General features: G+C 44.7%; 13 protein-coding genes. 10 read left to right on the forward strand and 3 right to left on the reverse strand.

What is annotated here, in order from left to right:
- Window positions 1–271: 271 nt before the first annotated feature.
- The 5 genes from L3V37_RS21930 (at window position 272) to L3V37_RS21950 (ending at window position 5,506) form a co-directional block, all read left to right on the forward strand.
- Window positions 272–1,300, forward strand: coding sequence for an amino acid ABC transporter substrate-binding protein (locus L3V37_RS21930; protein WP_005377403.1), 1,029 nt, complete (start codon window positions 272–274; stop codon window positions 1,298–1,300).
- A gap of 216 nt (window positions 1,301–1,516) precedes the next feature.
- Window positions 1,517–2,722 carry an amino acid ABC transporter permease gene (locus L3V37_RS21935; RefSeq protein ID WP_005377402.1) on the forward strand — a complete coding sequence of 402 codons (1,206 nt, stop codon included), beginning with the start codon at window positions 1,517–1,519 and terminating at the stop codon, window positions 2,720–2,722.
- Window position 2,723: 1 nt separating this feature from the next.
- Window positions 2,724–3,821, forward strand: a complete 1,098-nt coding sequence (locus L3V37_RS21940) for an amino acid ABC transporter permease (RefSeq protein ID WP_237307112.1) — start codon at window positions 2,724–2,726, stop codon at window positions 3,819–3,821.
- 23 nt (window positions 3,822–3,844) lie between these two features.
- Entirely contained in the window at window positions 3,845–4,594 is a 750-nt protein-coding gene (locus tag L3V37_RS21945) for an amino acid ABC transporter ATP-binding protein (protein ID WP_005377400.1), read from the forward strand.
- 249 nt (window positions 4,595–4,843) lie between these two features.
- A complete protein-coding gene (locus L3V37_RS21950) occupies window positions 4,844–5,506 on the forward strand; it encodes a Bax inhibitor-1/YccA family protein (protein ID WP_025766607.1) in 663 nt (220 codons plus the stop codon).
- 76 nt (window positions 5,507–5,582) lie between these two features.
- Here the strand turns inward: L3V37_RS21950 and L3V37_RS21955 are convergent, their stop codons facing one another.
- Window positions 5,583–5,957 carry a chromosome partitioning protein ParB gene (locus tag L3V37_RS21955; RefSeq protein WP_025766606.1) on the reverse strand — a complete coding sequence of 125 codons (375 nt, stop codon included), beginning with the start codon at window positions 5,955–5,957 and terminating at the stop codon, window positions 5,583–5,585.
- Between the two features lie 408 nt (window positions 5,958–6,365).
- Here L3V37_RS21955 and L3V37_RS21960 point away from each other — a divergent pair, with 408 nt between their 5' ends.
- Window positions 6,366–6,695 (forward strand): TusE/DsrC/DsvC family sulfur relay protein, encoded by a 330-nt coding sequence (locus L3V37_RS21960; protein WP_237307114.1) that lies wholly within the window; start codon window positions 6,366–6,368, stop codon window positions 6,693–6,695.
- Window positions 6,696–6,697: 2 nt separating this feature from the next.
- On the opposite strand, the gene yccX is transcribed toward L3V37_RS21960, so the two are convergent.
- Window positions 6,698–6,970 carry an acylphosphatase gene (gene yccX, locus L3V37_RS21965; RefSeq protein ID WP_017634611.1) on the reverse strand — a complete coding sequence of 91 codons (273 nt, stop codon included), beginning with the start codon at window positions 6,968–6,970 and terminating at the stop codon, window positions 6,698–6,700.
- A 90-nt stretch (window positions 6,971–7,060) separates the two neighbouring features.
- On the opposite strand from yccX, the gene L3V37_RS21970 reads away from it, so the two are divergent.
- Both L3V37_RS21970 and L3V37_RS21975 read left to right on the forward strand, forming a co-directional pair.
- Entirely contained in the window at window positions 7,061–8,464 is a 1,404-nt protein-coding gene (locus L3V37_RS21970; RefSeq protein ID WP_025766604.1) for a methyl-accepting chemotaxis protein, read from the forward strand.
- A gap of 161 nt (window positions 8,465–8,625) precedes the next feature.
- Complete coding sequence (locus tag L3V37_RS21975; RefSeq protein WP_237307116.1) at window positions 8,626–9,819, forward strand: class I SAM-dependent methyltransferase; 1,194 nt, start codon at window positions 8,626–8,628, stop codon at window positions 9,817–9,819.
- A gap of 70 nt (window positions 9,820–9,889) precedes the next feature.
- Here the strand turns inward: L3V37_RS21975 and L3V37_RS21980 are convergent, their stop codons facing one another.
- Window positions 9,890–17,197, reverse strand: coding sequence for a Calx-beta domain-containing protein (locus tag L3V37_RS21980; protein WP_237307117.1), 7,308 nt, complete (start codon window positions 17,195–17,197; stop codon window positions 9,890–9,892).
- A gap of 401 nt (window positions 17,198–17,598) precedes the next feature.
- Here L3V37_RS21980 and L3V37_RS21985 point away from each other — a divergent pair, with 401 nt between their 5' ends.
- Window positions 17,599–18,915, forward strand: a complete 1,317-nt coding sequence (locus L3V37_RS21985) for a TolC family outer membrane protein (protein ID WP_005389970.1) — start codon at window positions 17,599–17,601, stop codon at window positions 18,913–18,915.
- A gap of 2 nt (window positions 18,916–18,917) precedes the next feature.
- Window positions 18,918–19,532: an OmpA family protein gene (locus L3V37_RS21990; protein WP_031781371.1), complete on the forward strand. Its 615-nt coding sequence runs from the start codon at window positions 18,918–18,920 to the stop codon at window positions 19,530–19,532.
- Window positions 19,533–19,616 lie beyond the last annotated feature (84 nt).

Consider the following 19,616-nt stretch of genomic DNA (forward strand, 5'->3'; position numbering starts at 1 on the left):
TCTGATGCACCAAATTGTCCATGAATTGCACTATTTACAAACAATTAACATTTAGTCATTCTAAATCTCAAGGCACTTTGTAAGTTCTCTCAAAACTTCATTTAAATTATATATTTGAGAATTAACAGATCCTTTCCTACGCTTATAACTGGTTGATCTATCGAATGCCGTTTCTTCGAAAATCAATCACGTAGGACGATAACTCTAACGAATTGGACACGTTATTTCAGGTCACTCCTGATTAAACATGGATCATACAGGAAGGATACAAATGGCAAATAAACTCACAGTTCTTGCTTCCGTCGTAGCGGCTTCTACTGCGATGATGGCAACATCAGCTCAAGCAGCAGACACTACTCTGGACAAAGTCACAAAACAAGGCTTTCTTACTTGTGGCGTAAGTACCGGTCTACCTGGTTTCTCTAACCCTAACTCAAAAGGCGAATGGGAAGGTATCGACGTAGAATATTGCCAAGCACTGGCTGCAGCCGTTCTTGGGGATAAAACGAAAGTTAAATATGTACCCCTAACCGCAAAAGAACGTTTCACTGCGCTTCAATCTGGTGAGATTGATGTGCTTTCCCGTAACACGACCTGGACTCTCCACCGTGACACTGCACTGGGCCTAAACTTCGTAGGTGTGAACTACTACGACGGTCAAGGCTTTATGGTGAAGAAGGAACTTGGTATATCAAGTGCTAAAGAGCTTGATGGTGCGTCGGTATGTGTTCAATCAGGTACAACAACCGAGCTAAACCTTGCAGATTATTTCCGCAACCAAGGCATGGCGTACAAACCAGTGGTATTCGACACAGCTGCGCAAACTTCGAAAGGTTTTGATGCGGGACGCTGTGACGTATTAACAACTGACCAATCTGGCCTTTATGCACTGCGTTTGAATTTGAAAGATCCGTCCTCTGCGGCCGTTCTTCCAGAAATCATCTCTAAAGAGCCACTAGGTCCAGTCGTTCGTCAAGGCGATGATCAATGGTTTAACATCGCTAAGTGGACATTGTCTGCGATGATTAACGCTGAAGAATACGGTATTAGTTCGAAGAATGCGGATGAAATGCTGAAGTCAACAGATCCAAACATCAAACGTATCCTCGGTGTTGATGGCCCTAAAGGCAAAGGTTTGGGTATTCGTGACGATTGGGGCTACCAAGTTATCAAACAAGTTGGTAATTATGGTGAAAGCTTCGAACGTACAGTCGGTACTGGTTCGCCGTTAGAAATCTCTCGTGGCGTTAATGCGCTATGGAATGCAGGCGGCTTTATGTACGCGCCACCAATCCGATAGAAAGAGTTAATCAGGGCGGTTCATGCCGCCCTTTTTCTTGATTATATCTCACTGTATGAGTAAGGATCGCTCATTGGATGGCGAAAGCGCTCGCTTGGTGGAACGGCTTTAAAGGTTCGTACGTCACCAGACATGGAGCGTTATTCTTTAGCCAGCAAGGACGAAACTTCTTTATACAGGCCGATATCTATAACTAAGGTTTGAGGTTATCGCTGTATGAAACCGACACAAGATGCATCGCCAAGTACGATGTCCAAACCAAGCGGAAGCAAGAGCCTGATTTATAATCCTGCCTTTCGTTCTGCTATTTTCCAGATCATTGCCATTGCTGCACTGGTATTTTTCTTTTACACGATTGTAAACAACGCTCTCAATAACTTAGATGCTCGTGGTATTGCAACGGGCTTCGGTTTTCTGAATCAAGAAGCCGGGTTTGGTATTGGGTTAACATTAATTGAATACGATGAAACGTACTCTTACGGTAGAACATTTATCATCGGCCTTCTTAATACGGCGTTAGTCTCCGTATTAGGTATTATTCTGGCTACTGTGATTGGCTTTACCATGGGGGTTGCCCGCCTTTCTTCTAACTGGTTAGTTAGTCGTTTAGCGGCAGTTTATATCGAAACTTTCCGAAATATCCCCCTTCTTCTGCAAATATTCTTCTGGTATTTCGCTGTTCTTCAAGCATTACCCTCACCACGCCAAAGCTTAAGTCTTGGTGAAGCTATTTTCCTGAACGTTCGTGGCTTATATTTCCCTGCACCGACTATGGAACCTGGCAGTAGCTACGTTATTGCCGCGTTAATCTTCGGGGTAATCGCAAGCTTATTAATTAATGTATGGGCGAATAATAAGCAACGTCTCACTGGGCAACAAACCCCAATGGGAAGAATAGTTTTGGGTTTAGTTGTTGGCCTTCCATTGGTTGTGTACTTCCTTGCTGGTATGCCAATTTCACTGAATTATCCTGAACTAAAAGGGTTTAACTTCCGAGGTGGTATTAGCATTATTCCTGAATTGGCTGCGCTACTTTTGGCATTGAGTGTTTATACAGCTTCTTTCATTGCTGAGATTGTGCGCTCTGGTATTAATGCGGTTAGCCATGGTCAAACCGAAGCAGCGATGTCGTTAGGCTTACCACGCTCGAAAACTTTAAAGCTTGTTGTCATTCCTCAAGCGTTACGAATTATTATTCCACCTTTAACCAGTCAATATCTCAACCTCACCAAAAACTCATCGTTAGCGATGGCGATTGGTTATCCAGATCTTGTCTCTGTGTTTGCTGGTACTACCCTGAACCAAACGGGACAAGCGATTGAGATCATTGCGATGACGATGGGCGTGTACTTGACATTAAGTCTGATTACGTCTGCATTAATGAACTTGTATAACCGTAAAGTCGCGCTGGTGGAGAGATAATATGAGTACTCATCAATTTCAACCGGATCTCCCACCACCCGCCAATACTGTAGGCTTCGTTGGTTGGATGCGGAAAAATCTATTTAATGGCCCTGTCAATTCCATTGTTACTGTCATTCTTGCGTATATTGTCGTAACTGCAATATGGTATATCGTGGATTGGGCGTTTATTAACGCAGACTGGATTGGCTCAACGCGTGACGACTGTAGCAGAGATGGTGCTTGCTGGGTATTTATCAGCGTGCGCTGGGATCAGTTCATGTATGGTTTTTATCCAGAGTCCGAACTATGGCGCCCTCGCCTGTTCTATATCACATTAGCCATATTTACTGTTTTACTCGCGTATGAGAAGACACCGAAACGGATGTGGATTTGGCTTTTCTTCGTAAACATCTACCCATTCATCATCGCTGGACTTTTATACGGTGGTGTCTTTGGACTAGAAGTGGTCGATACACACAAGTGGGGTGGACTACTCGTTACGCTCATTATTGCGTTAGTTGGTATCGTAGTTTCACTACCAATTGGTGTGGTACTTGCGCTTGGTAGACGTTCAGAGATGCCGATCATTCGCAGCATTTGTACCGTCTACATTGAAGTTTGGCGTGGCGTTCCTCTGATTACAGTTTTGTTCATGGCTTCGGTTATGCTTCCATTGTTTATGTCTGAAGGCTCAGAGACAGATAAACTGATTCGCGCCCTTATAGGTGTGGTTATGTTTGCCTCCGCTTACATGGCAGAAGTGGTACGCGGTGGTCTACAAGCCATTCCGAAAGGTCAATATGAAGCCGCTGATGCGCTTGGGTTAAGTTACTGGAAAAAGACTGGGCTGATTATCTTGCCACAGGCGCTAAAGATTACTATTCCTTCTATCGTGAACACCTTCATCGGTTTGTTTAAAGACACCAGTTTAGTACTCATCATTGGTATGTTTGACGTACTCGGTATAGGGCAAGCAGCAAACACCGACCCTGAATGGTTAGGCTTTGCTACAGAAAGTTATGTATTTGTCGCGTTAGTGTTTTGGGTATTTTGTTTTGGCATGTCACGCTATTCGATATGGCTTGAAAACAAACTTCATACCGGTCACAAACGATAACTCATCAAGATCAAGGACGTATTATGACGCAACAACAAGATTACATGATCCAATTGAAGGACATGAATAAATGGTATGGTGAGTTTCACGTACTAAAAAATATTAACCTCGACGTTAAGCGCGGCGAGAAAATCGTTATCTGTGGCCCATCTGGGTCGGGAAAATCAACGATGATTCGCTGTATTAACCGCCTTGAAGAGCACCAAGCAGGCAGCATTTACGTCTCTGGTACGGAATTAACTGAAGACTTAAAGAACATTGAAGCAGTACGCCGAGAAGTGGGCATGTGCTTTCAACACTTTAATCTCTTCCCTCATTTAACCGTACTGGAAAACTGTACGCTCGCGCCTATCTGGGTGAAGAAGATGCCAAAAGATGAGGCAGAAGCAGTTGCGATGAAATATCTGGAACGTGTTAAAATTCCAGACCAAGCGGAGAAGTATCCCGGTCAGTTGTCTGGTGGTCAGCAACAACGCGTGGCGATTGCTCGCTCTTTGTGTATGAACCCTAAAGTCATGCTTTTTGATGAGCCAACATCTGCACTCGACCCGGAAATGGTTCGCGAAGTACTGGATGTAATGGTCGAACTCGCCGAGGAAGGCATGACTATGCTATGTGTGACACATGAAATGGGCTTTGCTAAAGAGGTTGCCGATCGCGTGATATTCATGGACGCAGGAGAGATCATCGAAGAAAACAACCCTGTTGATTTCTTCGAAAATCCTCAATCGGATAGGACCCAAAATTTCCTAGCGCAAATCTTACACCACTAAGATTTAGCCGAATCGACATAAAAAAGCACTGGTTTCTATGAAGCCAGTGCTTTTTGTTACTAAATTCAAAAATCTGTGTAAGAATCAACATAGCTATGCTAGGCAGTAATATTGTGTTACAAGTTGCCAAATACATAACATCTTATTTCTATTATTATTTTATCTAAGTTACGTATGGTTAGGGCTTGATTTTTTGAACTTTCAATCCCATAAATGTACTTAAAAGAAAGTCTCTTATCGAGGAAGATTATGAACAGTCCAATGTTTACCCGCACTTCAACTCAAGAAAGTGCTCTACAAACGAACAAAGTATTGCGTAATACTTACGCTCTACTTTCAATGACACTTTTATGGTCGGCAGTCGTTGCTGGCGTTGCAATGGCATTTAACCTTCCACATCCAGGTATCATCCTAATGCTGGTTGGTTTCTACGGCCTATTATTCTTAACAGAGAAAAACCGTAACAACAGTCTTGGCCTTGTGTTTACGTTCCTATTTACTGGCTTCTTAGGTTACACCGTTGGCCCTATTCTAAACATGTACATTGGTGCAGGCATGGGCGATATCGTATTAACCGCACTCGGTGGTACGGCACTATCTTTCATGGCAGCATCGGCATACGCACTAACAACGAAACGTGACCTATCGATGATGGGTGGCTTAATGCTATCACTATTTGTTGTGCTGGTTGTGGGCATGATTGCAAGCTTCTTTATTCAATCAACCCTCTTACACTTGGCGTTGAGCAGCTTGTTTATCATTTTCTCTACTATGGCGATCCTGATGACAACACAAAGCATTATTCGTGGCGGTGAAACAAACTACATCTCTGCGACAGTAACTTTGTATGTATCAATCTACAACATCTTCATCAGCCTACTAAGCATTCTAGGTATTATGAACGACGATTAATCGTTTCTCGTTAAGTAGAATAAAAAAGCCCGAAGGTAATTCCTTCGGGCTTTTTCTTTGTGTGCAATTCAGTGTATTACGCCTGCTCTACTGACAACTCGATAACTTCGTCAGCTTCTGGATTTTCTCTAAAGCGTCTCACTTTGATCGTTTCCTCTCCTAACATGATTTGCTTGGCGATTCGGTGCATACCGTCAAAAACACGATAGTCACTGGTTAAGATTACCGGATACGACAAATCAGCATTGTTGATTCGTCGGCAATGTTTTGCAATTTCACGGCAGGTTGGCTGTGGCCCTTCATGACTAAACCAAGTCACTTCATTTGGGCCTTTTATATCATCAATCGCAATTTCTTCTACAGGTAAGGATTCTGCAAGTTGCCAAATTCGCTCGATGGACCAAGTGGATTTTACATTGTCATTAATCTCAATGTAACGTTGTTTCGACATGACTAACTCCTTGTCATCATTGTTGTTTCTAACCTGAATACAGGCTTTTCATCAATCAAAGAGAATATCGGTCTATGAAAACAAACACAACGTTGTCAGCTATTCATTCACCCATAAAATCCCATAATCAGACAAGTAGCCAAGAAAAAACCAAAACAAAAATGAATAAGCCTGGATATCCATGCAATTTCGTTGGTACTCACACCGTAAAATTTCTAACAAACTGAATAGTTTCTTATTTATTTGAATAAAAGAGCATTTATATCAAAGTGCCTAGCTCAGTCAAAAACACTCACCATTTTGTACGCTTTTGCTTCGCTCGATACGACTTCGAGATTCTTTTGTTGAGAACATTCTCGGCTGTCGCTAATCTATAAACATCCATGTTTACTTAACGGATAAAACGTTATGTTCGTTTACAACGGCAAAGAAATTGAAACGGATGCTCAAGGCTACTTATTGGATCATACTCAATGGGAAGAAGGTATGATTGAGCTTTTAGCAAAAGAAGAAGACATCGAGCTTACGGATACTCATTTGGAAGTTGTGCATTTTGTGCGAGACTTTTATGAAGAGTTTAATACCTCCCCTGCAGTGCGTATGCTTGTGAAAGCGATGGAAAAAGCGCACGGCCCAGAAAAAGGTAACAGTAAGTATCTATTCAAGCTGTTTAAAAAGGGGCCAGCCAAACAAGCAACCAAATTAGCCGGCCTACCAAAGCCAGCTAAATGCTTGTAGATTCATAAAATTTTAAAACCGCGTAACGGCTTATACGACGCAGGTTCCTGCATCACATGCTCTACTGTTGCCGTTCGCGGTCCTTCTTGTAACCATTCCGAAAACGCAACTATTTGCGCGTCTGTTCCACACGCCATCACTTCAACATCGCCATTGTTTAGGTTCTTCGCATAACCTGTTAACCCTAGCTTCAATCCTTGATGGGAAGTATGGTAACGAAAGCCGACGCCTTGAACGTGACCTTTTACTATAAATCTCTCACACTTTACGTTCATCTTTGTACCGCTTCTTTTTACTGAGTGATATATTCTTTTCGTCTATTCACCCCACTAAGGATAGTGGGTTTTTGCACGGTTATTATAATTATGAAAGAAATTCCATTCCGCTGGATTGATAAGTATCTCATTCACTTAAAGATTCAAGAAAAGTTCTATTTGCTCTTCGTTCTCCCTCTTCTTGCTTTAGTCATTCTCACTCTCGTCCTTAATAGCGCGGCTAATACACTGATCTCAAGTATGTACCAAGAAGAGCTCATGCTTATGAAAGGTCTGATAGAGGCAGGCAACCTTTCTCAATCTCAAGTAGCAAGCCTCATCGCTGGTTCAGAAACCGTTTCTATTGGCTCTGGTTCGCAATCCGTGTCTGTTTTAAATGGTACGTACAGTTTGGTTGCGAACCATGAACTTTCTTTATGGGCTGCCCTATCAACGACTCAAGTAAGCATTATCTGTGTGAGCTTGTTTATTCTCGCTCTTGGCGTTTACTACATCATGACGTTTATTGGCGGCGCGATGTTCACGATGAACAAAGCATTAAACACTCTTGCGGGTGGCGACTTAACTGCGAGAATGAACTTCTTCCCTGTTCGCGACGAGTTTAGTGAAATTGCTATTACGATAGACAAAGTTGCAGAACGAGAGCAACAAATGGTGCTGTCGATTCAAGAGTCTGTGGCGTTAATGCAACAAATTAGCTCAGACCTGAATCAATCGATTCATCACAGTTCAGATATTTCAGCGACTCAGCAGGAACACCTCAACTCTCTTGCGAGTGCAACTGAACAGATGGCATCAACGATTCGAGAAGTCGCGACACTAGCTCACGATTCAAGCACGCAAACCGATGATGCGCGAAACGTGGCTCAGTCTGGACAAGTGAAAGTTGAGAATACGCTTCACTCGATTTCGAACCTTTCTAATGAGATTCAATCTGCGTCTCAAGCCGTTGCCGAGTTAGATGCCAATGCAGCACAAATTGATGAAGTCGTGACAACCATCAATGGGATCTCCGAGCAAACCAACCTACTTGCTCTGAACGCGGCTATTGAAGCTGCACGTGCTGGAGAACAAGGTCGTGGATTTGCGGTCGTTGCGGATGAGGTTCGCGCTCTTGCGGGACGCACTCAGCAAGCGACAGTTGAAATCCAAACGATGATTGAATCGTTACAGCGTAACAGCCAGTCGCTTACTAAGCTGATGGAAGTGACAGTTAATAATGCAAATGAGGGACAAAACCTCATGACGGAAGTGAATCACGAAATCGGCTCTTTGGCAGATAAAAATCAAACTATCTCCGACAGTAGCATTCAAATTGCAACAGCAGCTGAAGAGCAAGGTGTAGTCGCGGACAATATCGCCTCAAGCGTTGAAGAGATTCGAGTTCAAGCAGATAACGTGTGCAATATGATAAGCACGACTTCACAAAACGTTGATCAACTGCGTAAGCAAAGCGACACCATGGAAGCACTACTTACTGGACTTAAAGCATAGCAACGGAATCTGTTACAGCAAATTCAAATAAAAGGGTCACTTTAGTGACCTTTTTTGTATTTAAAAGTCACTACAATGTACTGGATTGCCGAGGGATATTGCTTTTACCATTCACATCCCGGACAATACGCCCCTTTCAAAATTCAACAAGAGCTAATGAAATGACAGCTGCTATCTATTTGGTTAAAGGTCGTGAGAAATCGGTCAAGCGCAAGCACCCTTGGATCTTCTCTCGAGGCATCAACAAAGTTGAGGGCGAACCTGCTCTTGGCGAAACGGTTGATGTATTCACTCACGACGGTAAATGGCTAGCTAAGGCGGCATATTCGCCAGCTTCACAAATTCGTGCTCGTATTTGGAGTTTTGATAAAGAAGAAATCGACACCGCGTTTTTCGTTAAACGACTTAAAGACGCACAACTTCTTCGTGAAGACATTATCGAACGTGATGGCCTTACGGGTTATCGCCTTATCGCAGCAGAGTCTGACGGCTTACCAGGCGTTACGATCGACCGTTACCAAAATTTCTTTGTGTGCCAACTTCTCAGTGCTGGCGCAGAACACAATAAGCAGGCTATTGTTGACGCTCTGGTTGAGTGCTTCCCTGATTGTAATGTGTACGAGCGCTCTGACGTGGCCGTTCGTAAAAAAGAAGGTTTAAAAGAGATCACGGGCGTCTTGCACGGCGAAGAGCCACCTCAATCGGTCGTCATCGAAGAAAATGGCGTAAAGATTAGTGTAGATATCGTTGGCGGACACAAAACAGGTTTCTACCTAGATCAACGTGATAGTCGCCAGCAAGCGATGAAATATATGAAAGGCAAAGAAGTTCTTAACTGCTTCTCTTACACAGGTGGCTTCGGACTTTACGCTCTAAAAGGTGATGCAAAGCGTGTGATTAACGCTGACGTGTCGCAACCTGCTTTAGATACCGCAAAATTCAACGCAGAGCTAAACGATTTTGATATTTCGAAGAAGCGTGCCGTGTTCCTAAATGCAGACGTGTTTAAGCTGCTTCGTGAGTATCGTGATCAAGGAACTCAGTTCGATGTTGTGATCATGGACCCACCGAAGTTCGCAGAGAGCAAAGCACAACTAAACGGCGCATGTCGTGGTTACAAAGACATCAACATGCTAGCAATGCAAATTCTAAAACCGGGCGGCACGCTACTGACCTACTCTTGCTCTGGCTTGATGGATCAAGTTCTGTTCCAGAAAATCATCGCTGATGCAGCCGTAGACGCTAACCGCCAAGTAAAGTTTGTGGAGCGTTTTGAGCAAGCCGCTGACCACCCAACCGATACAGCATATCCAGAAGGTTTCTACTTAAAAGGTTTTGCATGTAAAGTGCTTTAATTATTGCCTGAACTTACTGTATTACTAAATGAAAAACGGAGCTTTCGCTCCGTTTTTCATTTTGAATCATTTACTCTCGTAATTGTTCAAGATTAGAAATCAAACTATTGGCAATATCAGAAGCAGAAGCTCCGTCAAAATTAACCTCCAACTGTTGTCCATCTTTATTTATGGTCAGAGTTGAGTTACCTCCACTTTCAGTCACCGCCACCGTGATATCATCCACGCTTCCGTGATAATCGCCAGAGCCGAGATCATCAAGTAATGTGGAAATATCAGTACCACTCATATCATCAAATACATCGGTAAAATCGAGCTGATCCCCGTCACTGAAATCCGTCACGGTGTCAGTTGCGGATTGCATATCTGTCCACTTGAAGATGTCATCACCTCCGCCACCAGTCAAAATATCATTACCTAGACCACCAATTAGAATATCATTACCATCGGTGCCTACAAGAACATCATCTTGGTCTGTTCCCATGATGATATTAGGCTCTTGCTGTAACGAAGCAGTCTGTGTACCGAAAGCGGTCACTGTTTCAAAAGAGACATTGTTAAAATCAATATCAACGGTTGCAGTGGTATCGCTTTCTAAACCATCTGAGTCAATCGCTTTGTAATCAAACGAGTCGTTTACATTATTAAAACTTGTAATCTGAGTACCAACTAGAGTAAAGCTGGCTTTATCACTTGAACTGTCTGTTTCAGGGAACAAGCGAATCTCATCAAAACTGCCATTACTTAGCGATACGTCAGCGTAACCTTCTTGATTACCAGTAAATACGATGTCACTGGTGTGTATGGTTTGTATATCAACAAGAGTATCGCCCATATAAAAGTATGCTTGAATCCAAGCGCCGCCACTGTTAAACCTATCATTCAAGCTTGCTAGGTTTAACCTTGCTTCTTTAGCTTCAAGCCCTTCATCTAATTCAATGGCAATGAACTCACTCGTACTAATTTCATCCCCTTGGCCAGTTTCGCCCGGTGACACTACAACTAAACCTACCTGCTGAGCGGCAAAGTCAACCTTGATTTGAGCATTATTGATAAAGTCACCATTACCATCAATGGTTCCTCCAAAGAAACTTAAACCGTTAACATCGACTGAATCGGCAATGAAGTCTTTAGAAAATTCATCGAGTAAATCTTGGGAATCAAAGCTTTGCTCATCAAAGAAATCTTCCGTTAGTGCATATCTGACTTCCGTAGTTTCTGGAATCACATCACCAATGTCCAATATGACTTCATTGTTCTGATCATCCAAGTAATAGAGATAGCCATAGTCTGGAAGCGTCGTGACACAGATGCTCGTTTCTTTATCATCTTGAAGATCAAAGTCATCTTCAAAGTCTTGCGCATGTGGTGCAAAGTCAATTAAAGCGTCTCCTCCCACACTAAGGTCAACCGAAATGCCAAAGTCTTCTACTGTCGGAGGTGTATTGTCATCATCAATAATAGTACCAAGGCCTGACGCTGCAGGTGATTGCCCTTGAATCGAACCAGTTAAAACAAAGTTTTCTGAAGATTCATAAATCTGGTCTTCAACAGTGTTTACCGTAACACTAAAGTTAGTATCACTCGCAGGTACCGAGACATCAAACGTTCCATCAGGGTTTACCGCAATAACTTCCGTCGTGTTATCAGCATAAGTAATGGTCACACTCGTAGCGTTAAAATCATCTCCAGCGACAGCGGTACCGTCTAAGAGAGACATACTAACCATAATCGCAACCGCACTTGCATTACTCAGTGTAACGTTAAATTTCGCATCGTTACCTTCCACCACTTGAATATCCGTAATTTCAGTGACAGTTGGTATGTCTGCATCATCGTTAATCGTTACGGTACCGACAGCAGCAGTTGTTTGCACAGCTGTGGCACCGGATAATGTAAAGTTCTCATCACCCTCATAAATATCATCGTTTAACGTCACCATAGTAACGCTAAATGTTGTGTCTAACGCTGGTACAATGACATCAAACGTACCATCTGGGTTCACTGAAATAACGTCGGTACTACTATCAGCGTAGGTAACGGTTACTGTCGCATTTGTATAATCCGAACCTCCTTCAGCAGTCCCATTTGCTAATGTCATATTAACAATGGTGTTTGTGGTACTTCCATTGCTTAAAGTCACTTCAAGCGTTGCCAGCTCACCTTCACTAACTATGGCATCCGTAATCGCTGCTACGGTCGGGCGGTCATCATCAGGATCTGGTCCTGGGCCACTACCATCATCAACAATAGTACCGGTACCAATCACAGAACCAACTTGGTTATCGGTGTTACCTGATAACGTAAAGGTTTCAGGTCCTTCGAATAAGTCATCATCTGTTGTACTTACAGAAACACTATAAGTCGTATCATTTGCGGGCACATCGACAATAAAGCTGCCATCTGGATTTACAGTAACGACTTCTATGCCGCCACTCTCATAAGTAATTGTTACTGAAGTATCGGTGTAATCCACACCGCCTTCTGCTGATCCGTCAGTCAGCATCATATTGACAGTGGTGTTGGTGGTGCTTTCATTACTCAACGTTACATCTAGTGTTGCAATATCACCTTCGTTTACCGTTGTAGAGGTAATCGCTGCCACTGTTGGGCGATCGTCATCTGGATCAGGTCCTGGCCCCGAACCATCATCAAGAAGAGTCCCTGTACCCATTGCGAATGTAATTTGAGTGGCAGTTTTACCCGAGAGTGTTAAAGTCTCTGCGCCTTCGAATAGGTCATCATCAATAGTATTGACTGTGACGCTGAATGAGACGTCGTTCGCGGGAACTGAAACATCAAATGTTCCGTTTGCGTTGACAGTAATGACATCTGTTGAGTTATCCGCATAGGTAACTGTAACCGATGTATTGATGTAGTCTATGCCCGCCTCTGCGCTACCATCAGCGAGCACCATATTGACCAAACTTTCACTATCACTAGGGTTACTTAAAGTAACATCAAAAATGATAGGTTCACCTTCATTAACCACTTCACTAGAAATAGAGGCAACGCTGACTGTATCGTTATCAAGAATCGTTACCGTGCCTATAACCGGAGTTGTTTGTATCTCGGTCTGTCCAATTAATGTGAAATTTTCATCGCTTTCGAACAGCTCATCGTCGGTGGTACTTATCACAACGTCAAAGGTCATATCACCAGCTGGTACGGACACATTAAATGTACCATCAGGGTTCACAGGGATAACGTCTGATGAACTATCTGCATAGGTAACAGTAACAGACGATTTGGTGTAATCTACCCCTCCCTCTGCTGTGCCATCATTAAGTGTCAGATTAACGAGAGTATCCGTAGTGCTTAGGTTACTCAAAGTGACAACCAACGTAGCAGACTCACCTTCGTTTACGGTTGTATCACTAATTGCCGCAACAACCGGACGGTCATCATCCGGATCGGGTCCAGGGCCACTGCCATCATCCACAATCGTTGCTGTACCCGTATCGCTGCCTTGTACTGCGCCAATGCCAGTCACCGTCACACTGAAATCTTCAGGGCCTTCATAAACAGCGTCATCAATGGAAGCGATACGCACATCAAATTCGGTTTGCCCGGCTGGCACCGTCACCACGCCATCATTTGGCACTGCAACCCAACCACTTCCCGTGTTGTATTCTAAGGTACCTAAGTCACCGGCTTCGGTATCGCCGAGATTAAGACCCAGTTCCACCTGCGTTTCCGCTTCAGACGCGTTCGATAAGGTGACTTTGAAGTTCGCTGTCTCACCTTCATTAATGGTGCCAGCATCTGTAATAGTCACGCTTGGGCGGTCATCATCGGGATCAGGACCCGGACCACTGCCGTCGTCCACTATCGTTGCCGTACCCGTATCGCTGCCTTGCACCGCGCCAATGCCAGTTACTGTCACACTGAAATCTTCAGGGCCTTCATAAACAGCGTCATCAATGGAAGCAATACGCACATCAAATTCGGTTTGCTCGGCTGGCACGGTCACCACGCCATCATTTGGTACTGCAACCCAACCACTTCCCGTGTTGTATTCTAAGGTACCTAAGTCACCGGCTTCAGTGTCACCCAAGTTGAGACCTAGCTCGACTTGAACAGTGGACTCGGAGGCATTCGACAGCGTCACTTTGAAGTTCGCCGTATCACCCTCATTAATCGTGCCAGCGTCAGTGATGGTCACATTCGGGCGGTCATCATCCGGATCGGGACCAGGGCCACTGCCGTCGTCCACTATCGTTGCTGTACCCGTATCGCTGCCTTGTACCGCCCCAATGCCAGTCACCGTCACACTGAACTCTTCAGGGCCTTCATAAACGGTGTCATCAATGGAAGCGATACGCACATCAAATTCGGTTTGCTCGGCTGGCACGGTCACCACGCCATCATTTGGTACTGCAACCCAACCGCTTCCGGTGTTGTATTCTAAGGTACCTAAGTCACCGGATTCGGTATCGCCGAGATTAAGACCCAACTCCACTTGCGTTTCCGCTTCAGACGCGTTCGACAGCGTCACTTTGAAGTTAGCTGTTTCACCTTCATTAATGATGCCAGCGTCAGAGATGGTCACATTCGGACGGTCATCATCCGGATCGGGGTCAGGACCACTGCCGTCATCCACTATCGTTGCCGTACCCGTATCACTGCCTTGTATTGCGCCAATGCCAGTCACGGTCACACTGAAGTCTTCAGGGCCTTCATAAACGGAGTCATCAATGGAAGCGATGCGCACATCAAATTCGGTTTGCCCGGCTGGCACCGTCACCACGCCATCGTTTGGCACTGCAACCCAACCACTTCCGGTGTTGTATTCTAAGGTACCTAAGTCACCAGCTTCGGTATCGCCGAGATTAAGACCCAGTTCCACCTGCGTTTCCGCTTCAGACGCGTTCGATAAGGTGACTTTGAAGTTCGCCGTATCCCCCTCATTGATGGTGCCAGCGTCTGAAATAGTCACGCTTGGACGATCATCATCCGGATCAGGGCCCGGACCCGTGCCGTCATCCACTATCGTCGCCGTACCCGTATCACTGCCTTGTACTGCCCCAATGCCAGTTACTGTCACACTGAAATCTTCAGGGCCTTCATAAACGGCATCATCAATAGAAGCAATGCGCACATCAAACTCGGTTTGCCCTGCTGGCGCGGTCACCACGCCATCATTTGGTACTGCAACCCAACCGCTTCCCGTGTTGTATTCTAAGGTACCTAAGTCACCAGCTTCAGTGTCACCCGAGTTGAGGCCTAGCTCGACTTGAACAGTGGACTCGGAGGCATTCGATAGCGTCACTTTGAAGTTCGCCGTATCACCTTCATTAATAATGCCAGCATCGGTCATAGTCACGCTTGGGCGGTCATCATCGGGATCAGGTCCTGGACCACTACCGTCGTCCACTATCGTTGCCGTACCTGTATCGCTGCCTTGTACTGCGCCAATGCCAGTCACCGTCACACTGAAATCTTCAGGGCCTTCATAAACAGCGTCATCAATGGAAGCGATACGCACATCAAATTCGGTTTGCTCGGCTGGCACCGTCACCACACCATCGTTTGGCACTGCAGCCCAACCACTTCCCGTGTTGTATTCTAAGGTACCTAAGTCACCGGCTTCGGTATCGCCGAGATTAAGACCCAACTCCACTTGCGTTTCCGCTTCAGACGCGTTCGATAAAGTGACTTTGAAGTTCGCAGTCTCACCCTCATTAATGGTGCCAGCATCCGTAATAGTCACACTTGGGCGGTCATCGTCCGGATCAGGGCCCGGACCACTGCCGTCATCCACTATCGTCGCCGTACCGGTATCGCTGCCTTGTACCGCACCAATGCCAGTCACCGTCACACTGAAATCTTCAGGGCCTTCATAAACGGCGTCATCAATAGAAGCGATACGCACATCAAATTCGGTTTGCCCGGCTGGCACTGTCACCACACCATCATTTGGCACTGCAACCCAACCACTTCCCGTGTTGTATTCTAAGGTGTCCAAGTCACCGGCTTCGGTATCGCCGAGATTAAGACCCAACTCTACTTGCGTTTCTGCTTCAGAGGCGTTCGATAAGGTGACTTTGAAGTTCGCAGTCTCACCCTCATTAATGGTGCCAGCATCGGTAATAGTCACACTTGGACGGTCATCATCCGGATCAGGGCCCGGACCACTGCCGTCATCCACTATCGTCGCCGTACCGGTATCGCTGCCTTGTACCGCCCCAATGCCAGTTACCGTCACACTGAAATCTTCAGGGCCTTCATAAACGGTGTCATCAATGGAAGCGATACGCACATCAAATTCGGTTTGCCCGGCTGGCACCGTTACCACGCCATCGTTTGGCACTGTGACCCAACCGCTTCCCGTGTTGTATTCTAAGAGACCTAAGTCACCGGCTTCGGTGTCACCTAAGTTGAGAGTCAGTTCAACCTCAACATCTATAGCTGATGGATTAGATAACGACACTTTAAAGCTAGCCGTTTCACCCTCATTAACTATCCCTGCATCGCTCATCGTTACCGTTGGGCGATCATCATCAGGACTTAAACCTGGCCCACTACCATCATCAACAATGGTTGCCACCCCGGTTGCAGGTGTATTTTGTTCTTCTGTTGTGCCAGAAAGCGTAAACGTTTCTGGGCCTTCGAATATAGAGTCATCTATAGAGTCGAGAGAAACCGTAAACCCGCTTTCACCTAATGGGACCGAGACTGTAAAAGTACCGTTATCATCAACCAAGATTTCTTCCGTTGTACCATCAGAAAATGTTATGAGAACACGCTCATTAACGTAGTCACTTCCGCTCTCGTCAGTTGAACCGCCAGTTGCGGTGCCATCAAGTAGCGACAAAGTGACATCAGTATTGTCCTCTGTTGCTTGGTTTAAAGTAATATCGAATACAACCTGATCACCTTCGTTGATAGTCGGACTGGATATTTCCTGAACAATTATCGTTGCAGGAATGGGGGTTGCTGTTGGTTCTGGTGGTTGTATTTGGAGAATATCGAGTAGCGTCTCTACCTGAGTACTTGAAAATCCTGTTCCGTCAGTTCCCACTGTCTCAAAATTGGTACTGGCGAGTAATTCAGCACCTGTGCGATCTATAGCTCCCGTATTCTGTGGGCTAGACCCGTTTCCTTCACCTGCAGCAGGTTCAAACTCTTCACCCAGCTCAGTCGGGTCTTCCCCACTCGCAATTGCTTCAATTAACGCAGTGATATCATCAGTTACATTTATCGAACTTCCTTGTGGTGTCACCTGCTCGATAACAAGTTCAGAAGTATCTGATACTTCATCGATTATTAACTCTCCTGGTTGAGGTAGTTGACCCTGACCTAAAGTCCTAATCTCCCCGTCCAACCCGATAACGACAATGTTGCCCGCCAATGAGCTAAAAGTTACACGTTCCATATCTACCTCGCCCCACTTCAAACCAAGTCAAAAGTTTGTCACCCCTACATTTACGTCTATAGTTTAGTCAAAATCATCATATTTTCGTTGTATGTGTAGCTTGTAGGACGTTTGATAACTCTAGGGGCAGAGTTACAAAAAAGCGCAGAGTGACACAGGCAGTGAAACGCTATGATATTAAGAATTCAAGCTTTTCTCCGAGCTAAACTTGCCATGTTGCTAAGCAACATTCGACATATGTGCTAAGGTTTTAAAAGGCGAAATCTTGGATTTTTGAAACAAAAGCTTTGTTTTAACAGTAGGTTGATAAATCCCTTACTCAAGCACTGTTATTTATGATGTTTCGTCTCAGTTATGAGATGAAATAGCAAAAAGCAACACGAATTTTTAGGAGAAATACCGTGAAATGGAACCGACTAAATATTGCTTGCTGCTGTAGTTTAATGGTGTCTATACCCGTTTTCGGTCAAACTTTAGAGCAAGCCGTGGCATTGACGTTAAAAAACAACCCTGACATTAAGAGTGCATTTAATGAATTTACGAGCCGAAAATACGTAAATGAAGCATCTTCGGGTGCTTACTTGCCCTCTATTGATCTAGATGCGGGTATTGGGTATGAAGGATTAGACCCTTCTGACGAGGTGGGACGTGGAGATACAGATTACACTCGAAAAGAAGCATCGGTGACACTAACCCAACTTATCTGGGACGGCAGTGCGACTCTTAATGATATCGACCGAACTGCAGCGGATGCTGAATCAGTAAGATTTCAACTTTTGGCCGACGCATCGGATAAAGCACTTGAAGTCACCAAAGTGTATCTAGACGCTGTAAAAGCTTACGAAATACTCAAGCTGTCTGAAAACAACCTGGCTGTTCACAAAGATATCTACGATGACATTAAAAAACGAGTCAACTCGGGTATCGGCTCTACCGCTGACTTAACGCAAGTAGAAGCACGTTTGGCAAAAGCACACGGCAACTTAGCCGCTGCTCAAAATAACCTGTATGACTCTCACACGATGTTCACTCGTTTAGTCGGTCAAACACCGCAAGGGCTAATCTTTCCGAGAGCGGACCAAAACTTTATTCCGTACACAGTTGATGAAGCGGTAGGCTTGGCATTTGAACTGCATCCCGTTATTCAAGTGGCGCTCGCAGACGTAGACTCGGCTAAGTTTCAATACAAACAGTCTAAAGGTGTTAACTACCCAACCATTTCCATTGAAGCTTCGCAAACATGGCGTGACGACGCTGATGGTTTAAAAGGTCGCAGTGATGAGACACTTGCCATGCTGCGTCTACGCTACAACCTGTTTAATGGCGGCAGTGATGCAGCGAACTCAGAAAACTTCGCCTACCAGCTAAATAAAGCAAAAGACTTGCGTGAAGGTGCCTATCGCAATGTTGAAGAAGGGTTAAGACTTTCTTGGAGTGCGCTTGATTTAACATTACAACAAAAAGAGTTTCTGTCAGATCATGTTGACTCTGCGTCTGAGACAGTAATTGCTTACGAGAAGCAATATCGCATCGGTAAACGGACACTGCTTGATCTATTGAACACTGAAAACGAGCTCTTTGAGGCGCGTAAAGACTACTTAGATTCTAAATACGCAGAGCAGTACGCCAAATATCGAGTGATGAACGCAACAGGTCAACTGTTGAGTGCATTAAGGGTCGAAATGCCTAAAGAATGGCTAGAAGAAGTGGAGTATTAATTATGAAACACATAACTCTTATTGCACTCTCATTGATGATTTCGGCATGCAGTTCATCCGATAAAGGCGATGAGTATGATTACATCGATACGCCAATTGCCGATCAGTGGGCTGATCATATAGATGATGACTCAGACGGTGTTATTAACGAGCGCGATTTGTGTCCGGGTACCCCTTTAGGTGCCGAGATAGATAACGATGGTTGCGGCTCGTATGTAGACTCCTCACAAGAAATGCAAATTCGAGTCCTATTTGCGAACGATTCCGATGTTATAAACCCTATCTTTACGCAACAAATTCGTGAGCTGTCCGATTTCTTGAAAGAGTACCCAAATACGTCTATCGAGATTCAGGGCTATGCTAGTCGCACTGGTACTGCAGAACACAATCTCGACTTATCCAAGCGCCGGGCTGAGAACGTTAGAAAAGAACTCATGACGAATGGTATTAGTGGGGATAGAGTTACCATTGTGGGCTATGGAGACACAGTGCTTGCAACACAAGGAACCGACCAAGTGAGTCACGCGCTAAACCGTCGAGTAACCGCAACAGTGATTGGTCACAAGGGTGAAGTTAAGAAAGAATGGACCGTTTTCACTACACTTCCAAAAAGCTAACACAACCATAAACAGAACGTAAAAATAAAAGGTCTAGCAAATTGCTAGACCTTTTTTGATTTTCAATTTTACCTAAATGGTAAC

Origin of the sequence: Vibrio sp. D54, from assembly GCF_021728075.1 — a bacterium.
GTDB classification, from domain to species: Bacteria; Pseudomonadota; Gammaproteobacteria; order Enterobacterales; family Vibrionaceae; genus Vibrio; species Vibrio alginolyticus.

Bases quoted from the DNA above. Each gene is read 5' to 3' on its own strand.
- L3V37_RS21930 (WP_005377403.1), top strand. From the start codon at position 272: ATGGCAAATAAACTCACAGTTCTTGCTTCCGTCGTAGCGGCTTCTACT.
- L3V37_RS21935 (WP_005377402.1), top strand. From the start codon at position 1,517: ATGAAACCGACACAAGATGCATCGCCAAGTACGATGTCCAAACCAAGC.
- L3V37_RS21940 (WP_237307112.1), top strand. From the start codon at position 2,724: ATGAGTACTCATCAATTTCAACCGGATCTCCCACCACCCGCCAATACT.
- L3V37_RS21945 (WP_005377400.1), top strand. From the start codon at position 3,845: ATGACGCAACAACAAGATTACATGATCCAATTGAAGGACATGAATAAA.
- L3V37_RS21950 (WP_025766607.1), top strand. From the start codon at position 4,844: ATGAACAGTCCAATGTTTACCCGCACTTCAACTCAAGAAAGTGCTCTA.
- L3V37_RS21955 (WP_025766606.1), bottom strand. From the start codon at position 5,957: ATGTCGAAACAACGTTACATTGAGATTAATGACAATGTAAAATCCACT.
- L3V37_RS21960 (WP_237307114.1), top strand. From the start codon at position 6,366: ATGTTCGTTTACAACGGCAAAGAAATTGAAACGGATGCTCAAGGCTAC.
- yccX (WP_017634611.1), bottom strand. From the start codon at position 6,970: ATGAACGTAAAGTGTGAGAGATTTATAGTAAAAGGTCACGTTCAAGGC.
- L3V37_RS21970 (WP_025766604.1), top strand. From the start codon at position 7,061: ATGAAAGAAATTCCATTCCGCTGGATTGATAAGTATCTCATTCACTTA.
- L3V37_RS21975 (WP_237307116.1), top strand. From the start codon at position 8,626: ATGACAGCTGCTATCTATTTGGTTAAAGGTCGTGAGAAATCGGTCAAG.
- L3V37_RS21980 (WP_237307117.1), bottom strand. From the start codon at position 17,197: ATGGAACGTGTAACTTTTAGCTCATTGGCGGGCAACATTGTCGTTATC.
- L3V37_RS21990 (WP_031781371.1), top strand. From the start codon at position 18,918: ATGAAACACATAACTCTTATTGCACTCTCATTGATGATTTCGGCATGC.